This is a genomic window from Pseudomonas sp. B22129 (genome assembly GCF_044218875.1).
Classification (GTDB): Bacteria; Pseudomonadota; Gammaproteobacteria; order Pseudomonadales; family Pseudomonadaceae; genus Aquipseudomonas.
Genome location: NZ_CP162592.1, coordinates 3,163,686 through 3,179,324, shown reverse-complemented (window position 1 = coordinate 3,179,324; position 15,639 = coordinate 3,163,686). Strand labels below are relative to the sequence as shown.

At 62.5% G+C, this 15,639-nt stretch carries 15 protein-coding genes; 9 read left to right on the top strand and 6 right to left on the bottom strand.

What is annotated here, in order from left to right; genetic code table 11:
• Positions 1–31: 31 nt before the first annotated feature.
• The 6 genes from ccoG to hemN all read left to right on the top strand — a co-directional run bounded on the left by ccoG (position 32) and on the right by hemN (position 6,976).
• Positions 32–1,435, top strand: a complete 1,404-nt coding sequence (gene ccoG, locus AB4P94_RS14610; RefSeq protein WP_395611112.1) for a cytochrome c oxidase accessory protein CcoG — start codon at positions 32–34, stop codon at positions 1,433–1,435.
• 17 nt (positions 1,436–1,452) lie between these two features.
• Positions 1,453–1,992 carry a FixH family protein gene (locus AB4P94_RS14605; RefSeq protein WP_395611111.1) on the top strand — a complete coding sequence of 180 codons (540 nt, stop codon included), beginning with the start codon at positions 1,453–1,455 and terminating at the stop codon, positions 1,990–1,992.
• A 130-nt stretch (positions 1,993–2,122) separates the two neighbouring features.
• Positions 2,123–4,567 (top strand): heavy metal translocating P-type ATPase, encoded by a 2,445-nt coding sequence (locus AB4P94_RS14600; RefSeq protein WP_395611110.1) that lies wholly within the window; start codon positions 2,123–2,125, stop codon positions 4,565–4,567.
• Positions 4,568–4,589: 22 nt separating this feature from the next.
• Positions 4,590–4,814, top strand: a complete 225-nt coding sequence (ccoS, locus tag AB4P94_RS14595) for a cbb3-type cytochrome oxidase assembly protein CcoS (protein WP_395611109.1) — start codon at positions 4,590–4,592, stop codon at positions 4,812–4,814.
• Positions 4,807–5,490, top strand: a complete 684-nt coding sequence (locus AB4P94_RS14590) for a sulfite exporter TauE/SafE family protein (RefSeq protein WP_395611108.1) — start codon at positions 4,807–4,809, stop codon at positions 5,488–5,490. The genes ccoS and AB4P94_RS14590 overlap by 8 nt, the downstream gene beginning before the upstream one ends.
• 103 nt (positions 5,491–5,593) lie before the next feature.
• A complete protein-coding gene (gene hemN / locus AB4P94_RS14585) occupies positions 5,594–6,976 on the top strand; it encodes an oxygen-independent coproporphyrinogen III oxidase (RefSeq protein WP_395611107.1) in 1,383 nt (460 codons plus the stop codon).
• A 7-nt stretch (positions 6,977–6,983) separates the two neighbouring features.
• Here hemN and AB4P94_RS14580 read toward each other — a convergent pair whose 3' ends face one another.
• The gene (locus AB4P94_RS14580) at positions 6,984–7,454 is read right to left on the bottom strand and encodes a hypothetical protein (protein WP_395611106.1); all 471 of its coding nucleotides are present in this window, start codon (positions 7,452–7,454) and stop codon (positions 6,984–6,986) included.
• A 153-nt stretch (positions 7,455–7,607) separates the two neighbouring features.
• On the opposite strand from AB4P94_RS14580, the gene fnr reads away from it, so the two are divergent.
• Entirely contained in the window at positions 7,608–8,342 is a 735-nt protein-coding gene (gene fnr, locus AB4P94_RS14575) for a fumarate/nitrate reduction transcriptional regulator Fnr (RefSeq protein ID WP_078738515.1), read from the top strand.
• Positions 8,343–8,422: 80 nt separating this feature from the next.
• Positions 8,423–8,971 (top strand): adenine phosphoribosyltransferase, encoded by a 549-nt coding sequence (locus AB4P94_RS14570; protein WP_395611105.1) that lies wholly within the window; start codon positions 8,423–8,425, stop codon positions 8,969–8,971.
• 116 nt (positions 8,972–9,087) lie between these two features.
• Here AB4P94_RS14570 and AB4P94_RS14565 read toward each other — a convergent pair whose 3' ends face one another.
• The 5 genes from AB4P94_RS14565 to dnaX all read right to left on the bottom strand — a co-directional run bounded on the left by AB4P94_RS14565 (position 9,088) and on the right by dnaX (position 14,734).
• On the bottom strand, positions 9,088–10,236 hold the full coding sequence (locus AB4P94_RS14565; RefSeq protein ID WP_395611104.1) for an acyl-CoA dehydrogenase family protein: 1,149 nt from the start codon (positions 10,234–10,236) through the stop codon (positions 9,088–9,090).
• A 222-nt stretch (positions 10,237–10,458) separates the two neighbouring features.
• Positions 10,459–11,061, bottom strand: coding sequence for a recombination mediator RecR (recR, locus tag AB4P94_RS14560; RefSeq protein ID WP_395611103.1), 603 nt, complete (start codon positions 11,059–11,061; stop codon positions 10,459–10,461).
• Between the two features lie 65 nt (positions 11,062–11,126).
• Positions 11,127–12,161, bottom strand: coding sequence for an NADP-dependent oxidoreductase (locus AB4P94_RS14555; RefSeq protein WP_395611102.1), 1,035 nt, complete (start codon positions 12,159–12,161; stop codon positions 11,127–11,129).
• Positions 12,162–12,294: 133 nt separating this feature from the next.
• Positions 12,295–12,633 (bottom strand): YbaB/EbfC family nucleoid-associated protein, encoded by a 339-nt coding sequence (locus tag AB4P94_RS14550; RefSeq protein ID WP_003175481.1) that lies wholly within the window; start codon positions 12,631–12,633, stop codon positions 12,295–12,297.
• A 43-nt stretch (positions 12,634–12,676) separates the two neighbouring features.
• Positions 12,677–14,734 (bottom strand): DNA polymerase III subunit gamma/tau, encoded by a 2,058-nt coding sequence (dnaX, locus tag AB4P94_RS14545; protein WP_395611101.1) that lies wholly within the window; start codon positions 14,732–14,734, stop codon positions 12,677–12,679.
• Between the two features lie 133 nt (positions 14,735–14,867).
• Here dnaX and AB4P94_RS14540 point away from each other — a divergent pair, with 133 nt between their 5' ends.
• Positions 14,868–15,635 (top strand): substrate-binding periplasmic protein, encoded by a 768-nt coding sequence (locus tag AB4P94_RS14540; RefSeq protein ID WP_395611100.1) that lies wholly within the window; start codon positions 14,868–14,870, stop codon positions 15,633–15,635.
• Positions 15,636–15,639 lie beyond the last annotated feature (4 nt).

Below are 15,639 nucleotides of genomic sequence, written 5' to 3'. Positions count from 1 at the left end.
AGGCAAATCTCCACCGCCGTGGGATGCAATGATGAGCGACCAGATACCGGTACATGACGTTACCCCGCCTGCCAAAACCGTCGACCTCTACGCCTCGCGCGAGAAGATCTACACCCGTGCCTTCACCGGCCTGTTCCGCAATTTGCGCATGCTCGGTGGCGCCGGTTTGTTCCTGCTCTACTTCGGCACCGTGTGGCTGAACTGGGGTGGCCACCAGGCCGTGTGGTGGAACCTGCCGGAACGTAAATTCTTCATTTTTGGCGCGACCTTCTGGCCCCAGGATTTCATCCTGCTCTCGGGCATTCTCATTGTTGCGGCCTTTGGCCTGTTCTTCATCACCGTGTACGCCGGCCGCGTGTGGTGCGGCTACACCTGCCCGCAAAGCGTGTGGACGTGGATTTTCATGTGGTGCGAAAAGGTCACCGAAGGCGACCGCAACCAGCGCATCAAGCTCGACAAGGCCCCCATGGGCGCCAACAAATTCCTGCGCAAACTCAGCAAGCACACCCTGTGGCTGTTGATTGGTTTTGTGACCGGCATGACCTTCGTCGGCTACTTCTCGCCGATCCGCGAACTGGTGTTCGCCTTCTTCACCGGCCAGGCCGATGGCTGGTCGTATTTCTGGGTCGGTTTCTTCACCCTCGCCACCTACGGCAACGCCGGCTGGTTGCGCGAACAAGTGTGCATTTACATGTGCCCGTACGCGCGTTTCCAGAGCGTGATGTTCGACAAAGACACCCTGATCGTCTCCTACGACCCCCGTCGTGGCGAGCTGCGCGGCCCGCGTAAAAAGGGTATCGACTACAAGGCCCAGGGCCTGGGCGACTGCATCGATTGCACGATGTGCGTGCAGGTCTGCCCCACCGGCATCGACATCCGCGACGGCCTGCAAATCGAGTGCATCGGTTGCGCCGCGTGCATCGACGCCTGCGACAACATCATGGACAAGATGGAATACCCGCGCGGCCTGATCAGCTACACCACCGAGCACAACCTCTCAGGGCAAAAAACCCATAAGCTGCGCCCGCGCCTGATCGGTTACGCCTTGGTGCTGCTGGCGATGATCAGCCTGTTGGTCACCGCATTCTTCATGCGCCCGCTGGTAGGTTTCGACGTGAGCAAGGACCGCGTGCTGTACCGCGAAAACGCTGAAGGCCGCATCGAAAACGTCTACAGCCTGAAAATCATGAACAAGGACCAGCGCGACCACACTTACGTCCTCGACGCCGCCGGCCTGCCGGATCTCAAACTGCAAGGCCGCCGCGAGATCAAGGTGGCGGCCGGCGATATCATCAGCATGCCGGTCGAGTTATCCAGCGCGCCGGAGCAAATGCCGTCGAGCACCAACGAGGTCAAGTTCATCCTCACCGATGCCGATGACCCCAGCGTCCACATTGAAGCCAAGAGCCGATTCATCGGCCCCCAAGTTCGTTGACTATAGAGAGCAAAACAATGCCCGCAGCCACTGCCGCAAGCCCCTGGTACAGGCACCTCTGGCCCTGGATCATCATCGGGATACTCGCCTGTTCGGTGACCTTGACCCTGTCCATGGTGACCATCGCGGTGAACAACCCGGACAACCTGGTCAACGACAACTACTACGAGGCCGGCAAGGGCATCAACCGCTCGCTGGATCGCGAACGGCTGGCCCAGACCCTGCAACTGCGCGCCAAGGTGCACCTGGACGAACTGACCGGTGAGGTCGAGGTGAACCTCACCGGCTACAGCAATCCGAAAACCCTGGAACTTAACCTGATTTCCCCGACCCAGCCGGGCAAGGATCGCAAGATCAACTTGGCCCGCAGCGACAGCGAGCCTGGCCGCTATATCGGCCAGGTCACCGACAAGGTCGAAGGCCGGCGCTTCGTGGAACTGCTCGGCGTGGAAGGCGACCGCACTTGGCGGATGTTCGAAGAAGAACAGGTCAGCCACGACAAGGATTTGCTGCTGGGCGATGAGCCGTTGCAGGGGGCTGAAGACCTGAAGCGTTAACAGCCTGCGCTCCGCGCATCGCGGGCAAGCCCGGCTCCCACATTTGGATCGCGGTCCCCTGTGGGAGCGGCGGTGCGACGGTTCGACTTGCCCGCGATGAGGCCCTCCCAGCCACCATAGATTCCAACCCATGACCACCCCCTGCTACCACTGCGCCCTGCCCGTCCCCTCAGGCAGCCGCTTCACCACCATGATCCTCGGCGAACGCCGCGAACTCTGCTGCCCGGGCTGCCAGGCGGTGGCCGAAGCCATCGTAGCCGGTGGCCTGGAAAGCTATTACCAACACCGCAGCGAAGCCTCGACCAACCCCGAAGCATTGCCGGTGCAGCTGGTGGACGAACTGGCGCTGTACGACCGCGCCGACGTGCAAAAACCCTTCGTGCGCCACACGGGCGAACTGGCCGAAACCACCCTGCTGATGGAAGGCATCAGTTGCGCGGCCTGCGGCTGGCTGATCGAAAAACACCTGCGCGCCCTGCCCGCCGTGGCTGAGGCGCGGCTGAACCTGTCCAACCACCGCTTGCATGTGCAATGGGCCGACGGGCAACTGCCACTGAGCCAGTTGCTCGGCGAACTGCGCCATATCGGCTACGCCGCCCACCCCTATCAGGCGGACCGCGCCGCCGAGAGACTGGCCAGTGAAAACCGCCTGGCCCTGCGCCAACTGGGCGTGGCCGGCTTGCTGTGGTTCCAGGCGATGATGGCGACCATGGCCACCTGGCCCGAATTCAATATCGACTTGAGCCCGGAACTGCATGTGATCCTGCGCTGGGTGGCGATGTTTCTGACAACCCCCATTGTGTTCTACAGCTGCGCTCCGTTTTTCAAAGGCGCCCTGCGCGACCTGCGCACCCGCCACCTGACCATGGATGTGTCGGTGTCCCTGGCGATTGGTGGCGCGTACCTGGCGGGGATCTGGACAGCAATCACCGGCTCCGGCGAGCTGTATTTCGACGCAGTGGGCATGTTTGCGCTGTTCCTGCTGGCCGGTCGCTACCTGGAACGTCGCGCCCGGGAACGCACGGCGGCCGCGACCGCGCAGTTGGTCAACCTGCTGCCGGCGTCGTGCCTGCGCCTCAAGGGCGACGGGCAAAGCGAACGCATTCTGCTCAGCGAACTGGCGCTGGGTGACCGCGTGCTGGTACACCCCGGCGCGGTGCTGCCGGCAGACGGCGTGATTCTCGAGGGCCAATCGAGCATTGATGAATCGCTGCTCACCGGCGAATACCTGCCGCAGCCTCGGCATGCCGGCGACAGCGTCACCGCGGGCACGCTCAACGTCGAAGGCGCACTCACCGTCGAAGTCCGCGCCTTGGGCCACGACACACGTCTGTCTGCCATCGTGCGCCTGCTGGAACGCGCCCAGGCCGAGAAACCGCGCCTGGCGCAAATCGCCGACCGCGCCGCGCAAGGGTTCCTGTTGTGTTCACTACTCGCAGCGGCGGTGATTGGCCTGGTGTGGTGGGAGCTGGACTCATCGCGGGCGTTCTGGGTCGTCCTGGCCATGCTGGTGGCAACCTGCCCGTGCGCGCTGTCCCTCGCCACACCCACTGCGCTCACCGCCGCCACCGGCTCCCTGCACAAACTTGGACTGTTGCTGACGCGCGGCCACGTGCTGGAGGGCCTGAACCAGATCGACACAGTGATTTTCGACAAGACCGGCACCTTGACCGAAGGCCGGCTCGCCCTGCGCGCGATCCGCCCTTTGGGCACGCTGAATAGCGATGAATGCCTGAGCCTCGCTGCCGCGCTGGAAAACCGCTCCGAACACCCGATCGCTCGGGCGTTCGGTCGCGCGCCGATGGCCGCGGATGAAGTGCACAGTTCTCCCGGCCTGGGGCTCGAAGGCCGGGTGGGCGAACGCCTGTTGCGCATCGGCCAGCCGGGCTATGTCTGCGAGTTGAATGGCTGCCCGATCCCCGCGTCACCCAATGAAGCCGGGCAATGGCTGCTGCTCGGCGACCGCAACGGTGCCCTCGCCTGGTTCGTACTCGACGACCGCCTGCGCAGTGACGCCCCCGCCCTGTTGGCCGCGTGCAAGGCGCGCGGCTGGCGTACGTTGCTGCTGTCGGGTGACAGTTCGCCGATGGTCGCCAGCGTGGCCGCCGAGCTGGGCATCGACGAAGCCCGTGGCGGCCTGCGCCCCGACGACAAGTTGCAGGTGCTGCAACAGCTGCACAAGGAAGGCCGCACGGTGCTGATGCTCGGCGATGGCGTCAACGATGTGCCGGTACTCGCCGCCGCGGATATCAGCGTGGCCATGGGCTCGGCCACGGACCTGGCGAAAACCAGCGCCGATGCCGTGCTGCTGTCCAACCGTCTCGACGCGTTGGTGCAAGCCTTTACCCTGGCGCGGCGCACGCGGCGGGTGATCATCGAAAACCTGCTGTGGGCCGGGCTGTACAATGGGCTTATGCTGCCGTTTGCCGCCCTCGGCTGGGTCACGCCGATCTGGGCGGCGATTGGCATGTCCCTCAGTTCGTTGACCGTGGTGCTCAACGCCCTGCGCCTGACTCGCTTGCCGAGCGCGCAAGCCGCCAGCGCCCCCTCGTTAACCCGCCCGCTGCCGGCTTGAGCCGCGCAGGCATGGAGTACAGATGCCAGCTCTCTACGTGATGATTCCCGCGGCGCTGTTGTTGGTGGGCGTGGCCATCTACATCTTCTTCTGGGCGGTGGACAGCGGCCAGTACGACGACCTCGACGGCCCGGCCCACAGCGTGCTGTTCGATGACCAGGACCCCAACCACCTGGCCGCCGTCGACGAAGCCAACCGTCCCGAACCGCTGGCCGAACAACCGCCCAAAGAGCCGCCCCATGCTTGAACTGGCGCCGCTGCTGGTCTCCGCGCTGATCCTCGGCCTGCTCGGCGGCGGGCATTGCCTGGGCATGTGCGGCGGGCTGATGGGCGCGCTGACCCTGGCGATTCCCAAGGAACAACGCAGCCGGCGTTTTCGCCTGCTGCTGGCGTACAACCTGGGGCGCATCCTCAGCTATGCCACTGCCGGGTTACTGATCGGCCTGGCGGGCTGGGCAGTGGCCAACAGCCCGGCGGCGATGTTCCTGCGTGTGCTCGCCGGGTTGCTGCTGATCAGCATGGGCCTGTACCTGGCGGGCTGGTGGAGCGGCCTGACCCGTATCGAAAGCCTCGGGCGCGGCCTGTGGCGCTTTATCCAGCCCGTCGCCAACCGCTTGCTGCCGGTGTCGAGCCTGCCGCGCGCCTTGCTGCTGGGTGCGCTGTGGGGCTGGTTGCCGTGCGGGTTGGTCTACAGCACCCTTTTGTGGGCGGCGAGCCAGGGCAATGCGCTGGACAGTGCCGTGCTGATGCTGGCGTTTGGCTTGGGCACCTGGCCGGTGCTGCTGGCTACCGGGCTGGCCGCCGAGCGGGTTACCGCTGTGCTGCGCAAACGCAGCGTTCGCGTGGCCGGTGGGTTGCTCGTGATTGTGTTTGGTGTGTGGACGTTGCCCGGCCCCCATCAGCACTGGCTGATGGGCCATTGAATCGCCCTGTGGCATAGCGCCGCTCCCCGTTGATGCAAATCAAGATGCCACCTGTGACGCGCCCCTAGACTCGGTCCACTAGCCAATCCGGGGGAACGCCCGCATGCTCGACGCCATTCGTTGGGACACTGATCTGATTCACCGCTACGACCTCGCGGGGCCGCGCTACACGTCCTACCCCACCGCCGTACAATTCGACAGCCAGGTCGGCACCTTCGACCTGCTTCACGCCCTGCGCGACAGCCGCAAGGCCGCGCGGCCGTTGTCGCTGTATGTGCACGTGCCGTTCTGCGCCAACATTTGCTACTACTGCGCCTGCAACAAGGTCATCACCAAGGACCGTGGCCGTGCCCAGGCCTACCTGCAGCGCCTGGAACAGGAAATCCAGCTGGTGGCCTGCCACCTCGACCCCAAACAGCCGGTGCAACAATTGCACTTCGGCGGCGGCACGCCGACTTTTCTCAGCCATGACGAATTGCGCCAGGTCATGACGCGCCTGCGCCAGCATTTCAACCTGCTGGACGACGACTCCGGCGACTACGGCATCGAGATCGACCCGCGCGAAGCCGACTGGGCGACCATGGGCCTGCTGCGCGAACTGGGCTTCAACCGTGTCAGCATCGGCTTGCAAGACCTCGACCCCGAGGTGCAACGCGCGGTGAACCGCCTGCAAAGCCTGGAAGAAACCCGCGCGGTGATCGACGCGGCGCGCACCCTGCAATTTCGCTCGATCAATATCGACCTGATCTACGGTTTGCCCAAACAGTCGCCGCTGAACTTTGCGCGCACAGTGGAAGAAGTGATCAGGCTGCAGCCGGATCGCCTGTCGGTTTTCAACTACGCGCACCTGCCCGAGCGTTTCATGCCCCAGCGGCGCATCAACAGCGACGACCTGCCCTCCCCGGCAGCCAAGCTGCTGATGCTGCAAACCACCATTGAACAGCTGACCCAGGCAGGCTATCGCTACATCGGCATGGACCACTTCGCCCTGCCGGACGACGAATTGGCCGTGGCCCAGGAAGAAGGCACACTGCAGCGCAATTTTCAGGGCTACACCACCCACGGGCATTGCGATTTGATCGGGTTGGGCGTCTCGGCGATCAGCCAGATCGGCGACCTGTACTGCCAGAACAGCAGTGATCTCAGTCACTACCAAAATGCCTTGGCCGGAGCGCAACTCGCGACCAGCCGGGGCCTGGTGTGCACCACCGATGATCGGTTGCGACGAGAAGTGATTCAACAGTTGATCTGCAACTTCAGCCTGACATTTGACGAAATAGAAAAGGCCTTCAACGTCGACTTTCGCAGCTATTTCACCGACGTTTGGCCACAGCTGGAGACAATGGCCACGGACGGCCTGATCGAACTGGATGCTCGGGGAATTCAGGTATTGCCGGCCGGGCGCCTGCTGGTGCGCTCGGTGTGCATGGTGTTCGATGCGTACCTGGAGCACCAGAACCGGCAACGATTCTCGCGGGTGATTTAGGCCAGGATTACTTCGCCAACAGGCTCATGGCTTTCAATTGAGCCTCAGGCGATTCATTTTTCAGCGACTTGGCTAGTTGAGATTGAGCGGTCATCAAACCTGACTGGATCGTCGCGATATCGCCCTGCAGGCTGGAGACCTTGGCCTGGCGCGCTTCCGGGGAAAGGGTGGTGTCGTTCATGGCCGCCGAGAGCTGAGCCATCTTCTCGGCGAGCTGTTTACGCAGTTCGCGGATCATCTTCAACAGTTGCTTGATGTTGTCTTTCAGGCCGCTGTCGTCGATGTCCTTGTTCGGGTTGCTACCGGCCTGGGAGGCTTTCATCCCCGCGCCAGAGATGGTCACCACCACCCCTTCGCCAGGCGTCGGTGGAGGTGCAGGCTTGTCGTCGACCTTTTTGCCCGCAAGCGCATCAGCGGCCGTCAAAACCTTCGGGGTCTTGGTAGTAATGACAGGGTTATTCAAGGGTGTTACCGACATGACCTGAGCTCCAGCCCATAGGGATTCACCTGTGTATCGGCATCGATACACAAAGCTTTATACCGCTGCCGGTTTTTTGTACACGCTGGCCTCAGCTGCCCCGCGTGCGTTACCCTTACGTCTTATGTGTGTTTTCCCACAAGGATTTAAGAAATGTCCGAGCCAGTCAAACTGCGCGCTCACAGCCAGGCTCATTGCAAGGATTGCAGCCTGGCCCCCCTCTGCCTGCCACTTTCGTTGAATCTGGAAGACATGGATGCGCTGGACGACATCGTTAAACGCGGCCGCCCACTGAAAAAAGGCGAGTTTCTGTTTCGTCAGGGCGACAAGTTTGACTCCGTTTATGCAGTCCGTTCAGGGGCGTTGAAGACGTTCAGCCTGAGCGACAGCGGCGAAGAGCAGATCACCGGTTTCCACCTGCCCAGCGAGTTGGTCGGGCTGTCCGGCATGGACACCGAGATTCACCCGGTGTCGGCCCAGGCCCTGGAGACGACCTCTGTTTGTGAAATCCCCTTCGAGCGCCTGGATGAATTGGCCCTGCAACTGCCACAGCTGCGTCGCCAGTTGATGCGCGTAATGAGCCGTGAAATTCGCGACGACCAACAGATGATGCTGCTGCTGTCGAAGAAAACCGCCGACGAACGCATTGCCACGTTCCTCGTCAACCTGTCGGCACGCTTTCGTGCGCGGGGGTTCTCGGCCAACCAGTTCCGCCTGAGCATGTCGCGCAATGAAATCGGCAACTACCTGGGCCTCGCGGTGGAAACCGTGTCCCGCGTGTTCACCCGCTTCCAGCAGAACGCGCTGATTGCCGCCGAAGGCAAAGAGGTGCATATCCTCGACCCGATCCAGCTGTGTGCATTGGCGGGCGGCACCCTCGACAGCTGATCCAGACGCTTGCGGCCGCGCCAACCGGCGAGGCCGCAGGTATACTTCGAGTCCGTTTTCAGCCCCAGGACTCTTCGACGATGACCTTCGATTCGTTCGACATCAAATCCCTGATCCGCCCTGTCATCGACTTCCCCAAGCCTGGGGTGATCTTTCGCGACATCACGCCACTGTTCCAGTCGCCCCGCGCGCTGCGCCTGGTGGCCGACAGTTTCGCCCACCGCTATGTCGAAGCCGACTTCAGCCATATCGGCGCGATGGACGCGCGGGGTTTCCTGATCGGTTCGATCATCGCCTACCAGTTGAACAAGCCGCTGATCCTGTTCCGCAAACAGGGCAAATTACCGGCTGACGTGCTGGCCGAAGGTTACCAGACCGAGTACGGCGAAGCGTTTCTCGAAGTACACGCCGACAGCCTGTGCGAAGGCGACTCGGTGCTGATGTTCGATGACCTGATTGCGACCGGCGGCACCCTGATCGCTGCGGCGAACCTGGTGCGGCGCATGGGCGCGAAGATTTTTGAAGCGGCGGCGATTATTGATTTGCCGGAGCTGGGTGGGTCGCAGCGCCTGGAAGATATGGGCATACCGACGTTTTGCCTGACGCAATTCGGGTTGACTGAAAAATGACAGTCGCCTGAACCGGCCTCATCGCAGGCAAGCCAGCTCCCACCTTTGAATGTATTCACAAATCAAAAATGTGGGAGCTGGCTTGCCTGCGATAGCGCCCGAAAGAACACCCAAGATCACAACCCCATCTGCTTGCTGATGATTTCATTCATCACCTCCCGCGTCCCCCCGCCAATCGACAGAATGCGGTTGTCCCGATACAACCGCTCCACCAGGCTGCCGCGCATATACCCTTGGCCGCCGAGAATCTGCACCGCGTCATACGTCACGCGATCAGCCGTGTCGGTCGCCAGGTTCTTGGCCATGGAAATCTCCTTGATCACGCTCTTGCCCGCCGCCATCTTCGCGGCCTGGCGATAGGTGAACTCCCGCGACACTTCCACCGCCGTGGCCATTTCCGCCAGGCGATGTTTGAGCACCTGGAATTTGCCGATAGGTTTGCCGAACGCCTCGCGCTCGGCTGCCCACTTCAGGCTTTCCTCCAGCGCGAGTTGCGCGGTCATGTTGGCCATCAAGGCCAGGGCCAGGCGCTCGCTCTGGAAGTTACCCATGATGCAGGCAAAGCCCATGTTCTCGGCGCCGATCAAATTACCCACGGGCACCCGGCAATCGTCAAAGAACAACTCAGCCGTGTCCGACGCCCACCAGCCCATTTTCTTCAGGGGCTGGCCCACAGTGAAGCCCGGGGTATCTTTTTCGATGAGCAACAGGCTGATGCCGCCAAACCCCGGCCCGCCGGTGCGCACGGCCACCGTGTAGAAGTCGGCGCGGATACCGCTGGTGATAAAGGTTTTGCTGCCGCTGACGCGGTAATGGTCACCGTCACGCACAGCGCGGGTTTGCAGGTTGGCCACATCGGAACCACCGCTGGGCTCGGTGACCGCCAGCGCGCTGATCTTTTCGCCAGCCAATACCTGCGGCGCCACACGCTCGCGCACCTCGGGGCGGGCCCATTTGACGATCGGCGGCAGGCCGATATCCAGCGAACCGAGCCCCGCCACCACGCCACCGGAGCCGCAACGCATCAGTTCTTCGCTGGCGGCCACCTTGGCGAACAGGTCGCCTTCATGGCTGCCGCCCAGGCTTTCGGGGTAACCGATGCCGAGAATGCCCGCCGCGCCAGCCTTGAGGTACAGCTCGCGGGGAAAGCGCCCTGACTCTTCCCACTGCTCGATACCCGGCAACATCTCGCGCTCGACAAAACGACGCACGCTGTCGCGGACCAATTGGTGGCTGGGGTCGAAGTAGTCCTGATAGGCAGACATCGGCAAGCTCCACAGAGAGAGGTGGAGCGAACTTACCAAGCGCTTGCTTGGTTATCAAGTTCTCACTGGTAATGCAAAACAAATGTGGGAGCGGGCTTGTGTGGGAGCTGGCTTGCCTGCGATAGCATCACCTCGGTCTGCCTGATAGACCTCGGTGCCTGCATCGCGGGCAAGCCCGGCTCCCACACAAGCCCGCTCCCACATTTGTAACTGTGTTGCCCGTTAGAGAGCGATCGGCTTGCGGCCCGCAAACGAATGCGCCAGCGTCCCGCCATCCACCAACTCCAGCTCGCCACCCAGCGGCACGCCGTGGGCAATTCGCGAGGTGATCAGGCCTTTATTGCTCAGCAACTGGGCGATGTAATGCGCCGTGGCTTCGCCTTCCACCGTCGGGTTGGTGGCCAGGATCACTTCGGTGAACGAACCCTGCTCTTCAATACGCGCCACCAGTTGCGGAATGCCGATGGCTTCCGGCCCCAGGCCGTCCAGCGGCGACAAGTGCCCCTTAAGGACGAAGTAGCGCCCGCGATAACCGGTCTGCTCCACCGCGTACACGTCCATCGGCCCTTCCACCACACACAGCAATGTGTCGTCGCGACGCGGGTCGGCGCATTGCGGGCAGAGTTCTTCCTCGGTGAGGGTGCGGCATTGACGACAGTGGCCCACACCCGTCATGGCCTGGCTCAAGGCCTGGGCCAACCGGGCGCCACCGCTGCGGTCACGCTCCAGCAGTTGCAGGGCCATGCGCTGGGCGGTTTTCTGGCCTACACCCGGCAAAATGCGCAAGGCGTCGATCAGTTGGCGAATCAGAGGGCTGAAGCTCATGGGGAAAGGTCCGACAAAACAACGAGACGCGGTTTATACCCGCGCCCCGGATTAGCGTCAAATGCTCAATCCTGTGCGACGCGTACCACCAACTTGCCGAAGTTGCGCCCTTCGAGCAAACCGATAAAGGCTTCAGGCGCCTGCTCCAGGCCGTCCACCACATCCTCGCGGAATTTGATCTTGCCGTCGCGCACCCACGGCGCCATCGCACTGAGGAATTCGGGCTGGCGATCGCCGTAATCGTCGAACACGATGAAACCCTGGATGCGCACGCGCTTGGTCAACAAAGTACGCTGCAAGGCCGGTAAACGATCCGGACCGGCGGGGGCCTCATGGGCGTTGTAGCCCGCGATCAGCCCGCACAGCGGAATCCGTGCCTTGGGGTTGAGCAACGGCACGACTGCATCAAATACCTTGCCGCCGACGTTTTCAAAATAGATGTCCACGCCTTTGAAGCACGCCAGCGCCAGCTCATGGGCGAAGTCGGGGCTCTTGTGGTCAATGCAGGCATCAAAGCCCAGCTCGTCCACTACGTAACGGCATTTGTCGGCGCCGCCGGCGATACCCACCACCCGCAAGCCCTTGAGTTTTGCCACCTGCCCCACCACCGAGCCGACGGCCCCGGACGCTGCAGCCACCACCAGGGTTTCCCCGGCCTGGGGCTGGCCGATGTCCATCAGGCCCATATACGCGGTCATGCCGGGCATACCGAGCACGCCCAGCGCCATCGACGGGCTGGCCAAGCCATTCGGTACCGGGATCAGGTTGCGGCCGTCAGAAATGCTATGGCTCTGCCAGCCGGTGGCGCCAACCACCAGGTCGCCCACTGTGAATTTCGGATTACGTGATTGCTCGATACGGCTGACAGCCCCGCCCGTCATCACCTCGTCGATTTCCACCGGCGCTGCGTAGGACGGCGCGTCGCTCATGCGCCCACGCATGTAGGGGTCGAGGGACAGGTACAGGGTTTTCAACAGCACCTGGCCGTCTGCCAGCTCCGGCAGGTTCACGCGTTCCAGACGGAAGTTTTCCGGTGTCGGCGCACCTTGCGGGCGGGAAACCAGGACGATGCGTTGGTTAAGAACAGGTTCTTGAGGCATCAGAAGGCTCCTTTATCGAATTCATCGGTACAGGGTGCAGACCTTGCCAGGCAGGCCAGGGTTCGATTGGATTGGCACAAACAAAAATGCCAGGCACGTGGCCTGGCATTGGAGTCTAGCCAAGGCTAGCGGATCAGAACGGCAGTTTCATGCCTGGCGGCAGTTGCATGCCGGCGGTCACGCCGCCCATTTTTTCCTGGCTATTGGCTTCAATCTTGCGCACGGCGTCGTTGACGGCCGCAGCGAACAGCGCCTCGAGCATTTCCAGGTCATCTTCGCCAACACCCGGCAATACGCTTGGGTCGATGCTCACGCGCTTGATGTCGTGACGACCGGTCATCACCACGCTGACCATATCGCCACCGGCTTTACCGGTGACTTCGGCGTTGGCCAGTTCTTCCTGCATCTTGGCCATCTTTTCCTGCATCTGCTGCGCCTGCTTCATCAGGCCGGCCATGCCACCTTTCATCATGGGAATCACCTCAAAAGTACGTGGATCAATTAATAGCCCGGTGTCATGACGCTTGGGGCACCGGGGCGTCGACAGGTTCAATAGTATCGTGGCGCACGACCGCACCGAACTGTTGCATCATTTGCTGGATGAGCGGGTCGGCGTGGATCGAATCCTCGGCGTCGCGCTGCCGGTGCAAGCGTCGGCGGGTCGCCGCCTGAGCCGGGGTTTCCTGCTCGGGCTTGATCAGCTCGATGGCAATGGTCAGCGTGCGCTCATGGTACTGGTTCAATGCATCATTGAGACGGCGCTGCTGGGTCGCGTTGAACAGGGCGCTGTGGGCCGGGTCCAGGTGCAACAGCCAGTGGTCGCCTTCAATCGAGATCAGGGTGCAGTTGGCGGCGATGCTGCCGGTCATGCCGGAAATCGGCAGTTTCGGGAACAGCTCAAGCCATTGCAAGGCCAGCCCGGTGGCCGGGGCCGCAGCGGGTTCCGCCTCGGGTTCCGGGGCCGGCTCGGCAGTGTGTTCACTGGCCAGGTCGTCCAGGTAGCTGTACGCCGAATCCATGTCCGGCTCGATGTAGTCTTCGTCCAGCGGCGGCTCGTCGTCGAGGTCGATGCCTGGCGTCGCGGCCTCAACCTGGGCAACCGTCGGCTCGGGAACTGGCGCAGAGACCCATTCAGGCGCATCCGGCACCACGCTGTCCGGGGTCGGCGTGGGCATCGGCGTGAGTTCGGGCTGTTCGCCGGTGGTTTCCAGTACGGGCTCCACGGCGGGTTGCAGCTCGACGTCGGCCTCAACCTCGACGGGATCATTCCATGGCAGATCCACGACCGGCTCAGGCTCTATGACCGGTTCCGGCTCGACAGCAGGCGCGGCGATTACTGGCTCAGGCGCCGCAGGCGCGACCGGCGCAGGCACAGGCACAGCAACCACTGGCGCAACCACGGCCGCGCCAGCCACTGGTTTGGCGGAATCAACTGTGGCCTGGCTGATCCCCACTGGCTTTAGCGGCTGTCTCGGCGCGTCTGCCGAGTCCGCGGGCCGGAAGGCCAGCATTCGCAGCAGCACCATTTCAAAGCCACCGCGCGGGTCCGGCGCCAGGGGCAGGTCGCGGCGACCGATCAAGCCCATCTGGTAATAGAACTGCACATCTTCGGCGGGCAACGCCTGGGCCAGGGCCAGCACGCGGTCGCGGTCGCCATGGCCGTTGTCGACACCCTCAGGCAGGGCCTGGGCGATAGCGACGCGGTGCAGCACGTTGAGGATTTCCGAGAGCACGCCGTTCCAGTCCGGGCCTTGCTCCGACAGATGGCGCACGGCCTCGAGCAATGCCTTGGCGTCACCTTCGATCAGCGCGTGCAGCACATCGAACACCTGGCCGTGGTCGAGGGTGCCGAGCATGGCGCGCACGTCGGCGGCCATGACCTTGCCTTCACCGAAGGCGATGGCCTGGTCGGTGAGGCTCATGGCATCGCGCATCGAACCATCGGCGGCGCGGCCGAGCAGCCACAGCGCGTCGTCTTCAAACGGTACGTTTTCAACGCCCAGCACGTGGGTCAAATGCTCGACCACACGCTCGGGGGTCATGTTTTTCAGGGAGAACTGCAGGCACCGCGACAAAATCGTTGCAGGAAGTTTCTGCGGGTCAGTGGTCGCCAGGATGAATTTGACGTAGGGCGGCGGCTCTTCCAGGGTTTTCAACAAGGCGTTGAAGGAATGGCTGGACAGCATGTGCACTTCGTCGATCAGGTAGACCTTGAAGCGGCCGCGGCTCGGCGCGTACTGCACGTTGTCGAGCAACTCGCGGGTGTCTTCGACCTTGGTGCGGCTCGCGGCGTCGATCTCGATCAGGTCGACAAAACGCCCTTCGTCGATTTCCCGACACACCGAGCAGGTGCCGCAAGGCGTGGAAGTGATACCGGTTTCACAGTTCAGGCATTTGGCAATGATGCGCGCAATGGTGGTCTTGCCCACACCCCGCGTACCGGTGAACAGGTAGGCGTGGTGCAGCCGTTGGCTGTCCAAGGCATTGATCAGAGCCTTGAGCACATGGGTCTGGCCGACCATTTCGCGGAACGAGCGCGGACGCCATTTACGTGCAAGAACCTGATAACTCATCGAAAACCGTCGCAACTGGGAAGCGGAAGCCGGTAATGCTAGCGGAGCAAGGGGGAAATTGCATCCGGCACGCTCGTCTAATCTGACTAAGCTCACGTGGTTGGCCCCGCAAAGGCCTGAACCCGGAGAGTGTATGCGCGTAGTCCTGGGCGCTTTATGGATGATTTGCGTCACCTGCCTCGCGGCACCTGCGCCGTTGCGCTTCGCGGTTTCCGACAGCTGGGCGATGCCCATGGCCCAGCTGGAAGACGACCAGCCTACCCAGGGCATCTTGTATGACCTGATGCTGAGCCTGGCCACGCAGGTTGGGCGCCCTGCCGAGTTTCATGTGCTGCCCCGGGCGCGCATCGCCAATGCCATGGAGCACGGCGACATCGATGTGCGCTGTTATGTCGCCCAAGGCTGGCTCGACGATTTGTCCGGCGACTACACCTGGAGCGTGCCGCTCATGGTGCAACGCAACGTGATGGCCAGCCGCCACACGGCGCCACAGCCGGTGCACGTAGAGACACTGGCAGCGCAATCAATCGGTACAGTGCTCAACTACCGCTATGCGATCCTTGACCCACTGTTGGCCAGCGGCCAACTCACGCGCGACGATTCGCGCAGCGAAGACCTGGTGCTGCACAAGCTGGTTGCCGGGCGCTTCAAGTATGCCGTCATCAATGAATGGATACTGGACCGCTTCAACCTGGGCCTGCCACCCGGAAAAAAACTGCACAAGGTCGCCGTAATCGACGAGCAGAGCCTGGGCTGCATGGTGCGTAACGACCCGAACGTCCCGGTGCAGCAAATACTGCGTACGCTGCTGCGCATGAGGATGTCGGGCGAGATCGACGACCTCATCAAACTCTACACCGGTGAAAGTGCCTACCCGTTGCACACTCCTGACAGAAACTGACAGC

Bases quoted from the DNA above. Each gene is read 5' to 3' on its own strand.
- ccoG (WP_395611112.1), top strand. From the start codon at position 32: ATGAGCGACCAGATACCGGTACATGACGTTACCCCGCCTGCCAAAACC.
- AB4P94_RS14605 (WP_395611111.1), top strand. From the start codon at position 1,453: ATGCCCGCAGCCACTGCCGCAAGCCCCTGGTACAGGCACCTCTGGCCC.
- AB4P94_RS14600 (WP_395611110.1), top strand. From the start codon at position 2,123: ATGACCACCCCCTGCTACCACTGCGCCCTGCCCGTCCCCTCAGGCAGC.
- ccoS (WP_395611109.1), top strand. From the start codon at position 4,590: ATGCCAGCTCTCTACGTGATGATTCCCGCGGCGCTGTTGTTGGTGGGC.
- AB4P94_RS14590 (WP_395611108.1), top strand. From the start codon at position 4,807: ATGCTTGAACTGGCGCCGCTGCTGGTCTCCGCGCTGATCCTCGGCCTG.
- hemN (WP_395611107.1), top strand. From the start codon at position 5,594: ATGCTCGACGCCATTCGTTGGGACACTGATCTGATTCACCGCTACGAC.
- AB4P94_RS14580 (WP_395611106.1), bottom strand. From the start codon at position 7,454: ATGTCGGTAACACCCTTGAATAACCCTGTCATTACTACCAAGACCCCG.
- fnr (WP_078738515.1), top strand. From the start codon at position 7,608: ATGTCCGAGCCAGTCAAACTGCGCGCTCACAGCCAGGCTCATTGCAAG.
- AB4P94_RS14570 (WP_395611105.1), top strand. From the start codon at position 8,423: ATGACCTTCGATTCGTTCGACATCAAATCCCTGATCCGCCCTGTCATC.
- AB4P94_RS14565 (WP_395611104.1), bottom strand. From the start codon at position 10,236: ATGTCTGCCTATCAGGACTACTTCGACCCCAGCCACCAATTGGTCCGC.
- recR (WP_395611103.1), bottom strand. From the start codon at position 11,061: ATGAGCTTCAGCCCTCTGATTCGCCAACTGATCGACGCCTTGCGCATT.
- AB4P94_RS14555 (WP_395611102.1), bottom strand. From the start codon at position 12,161: ATGCCTCAAGAACCTGTTCTTAACCAACGCATCGTCCTGGTTTCCCGC.
- AB4P94_RS14550 (WP_003175481.1), bottom strand. From the start codon at position 12,633: ATGATGAAAGGTGGCATGGCCGGCCTGATGAAGCAGGCGCAGCAGATG.
- dnaX (WP_395611101.1), bottom strand. From the start codon at position 14,734: ATGAGTTATCAGGTTCTTGCACGTAAATGGCGTCCGCGCTCGTTCCGC.
- AB4P94_RS14540 (WP_395611100.1), top strand. From the start codon at position 14,868: ATGCGCGTAGTCCTGGGCGCTTTATGGATGATTTGCGTCACCTGCCTC.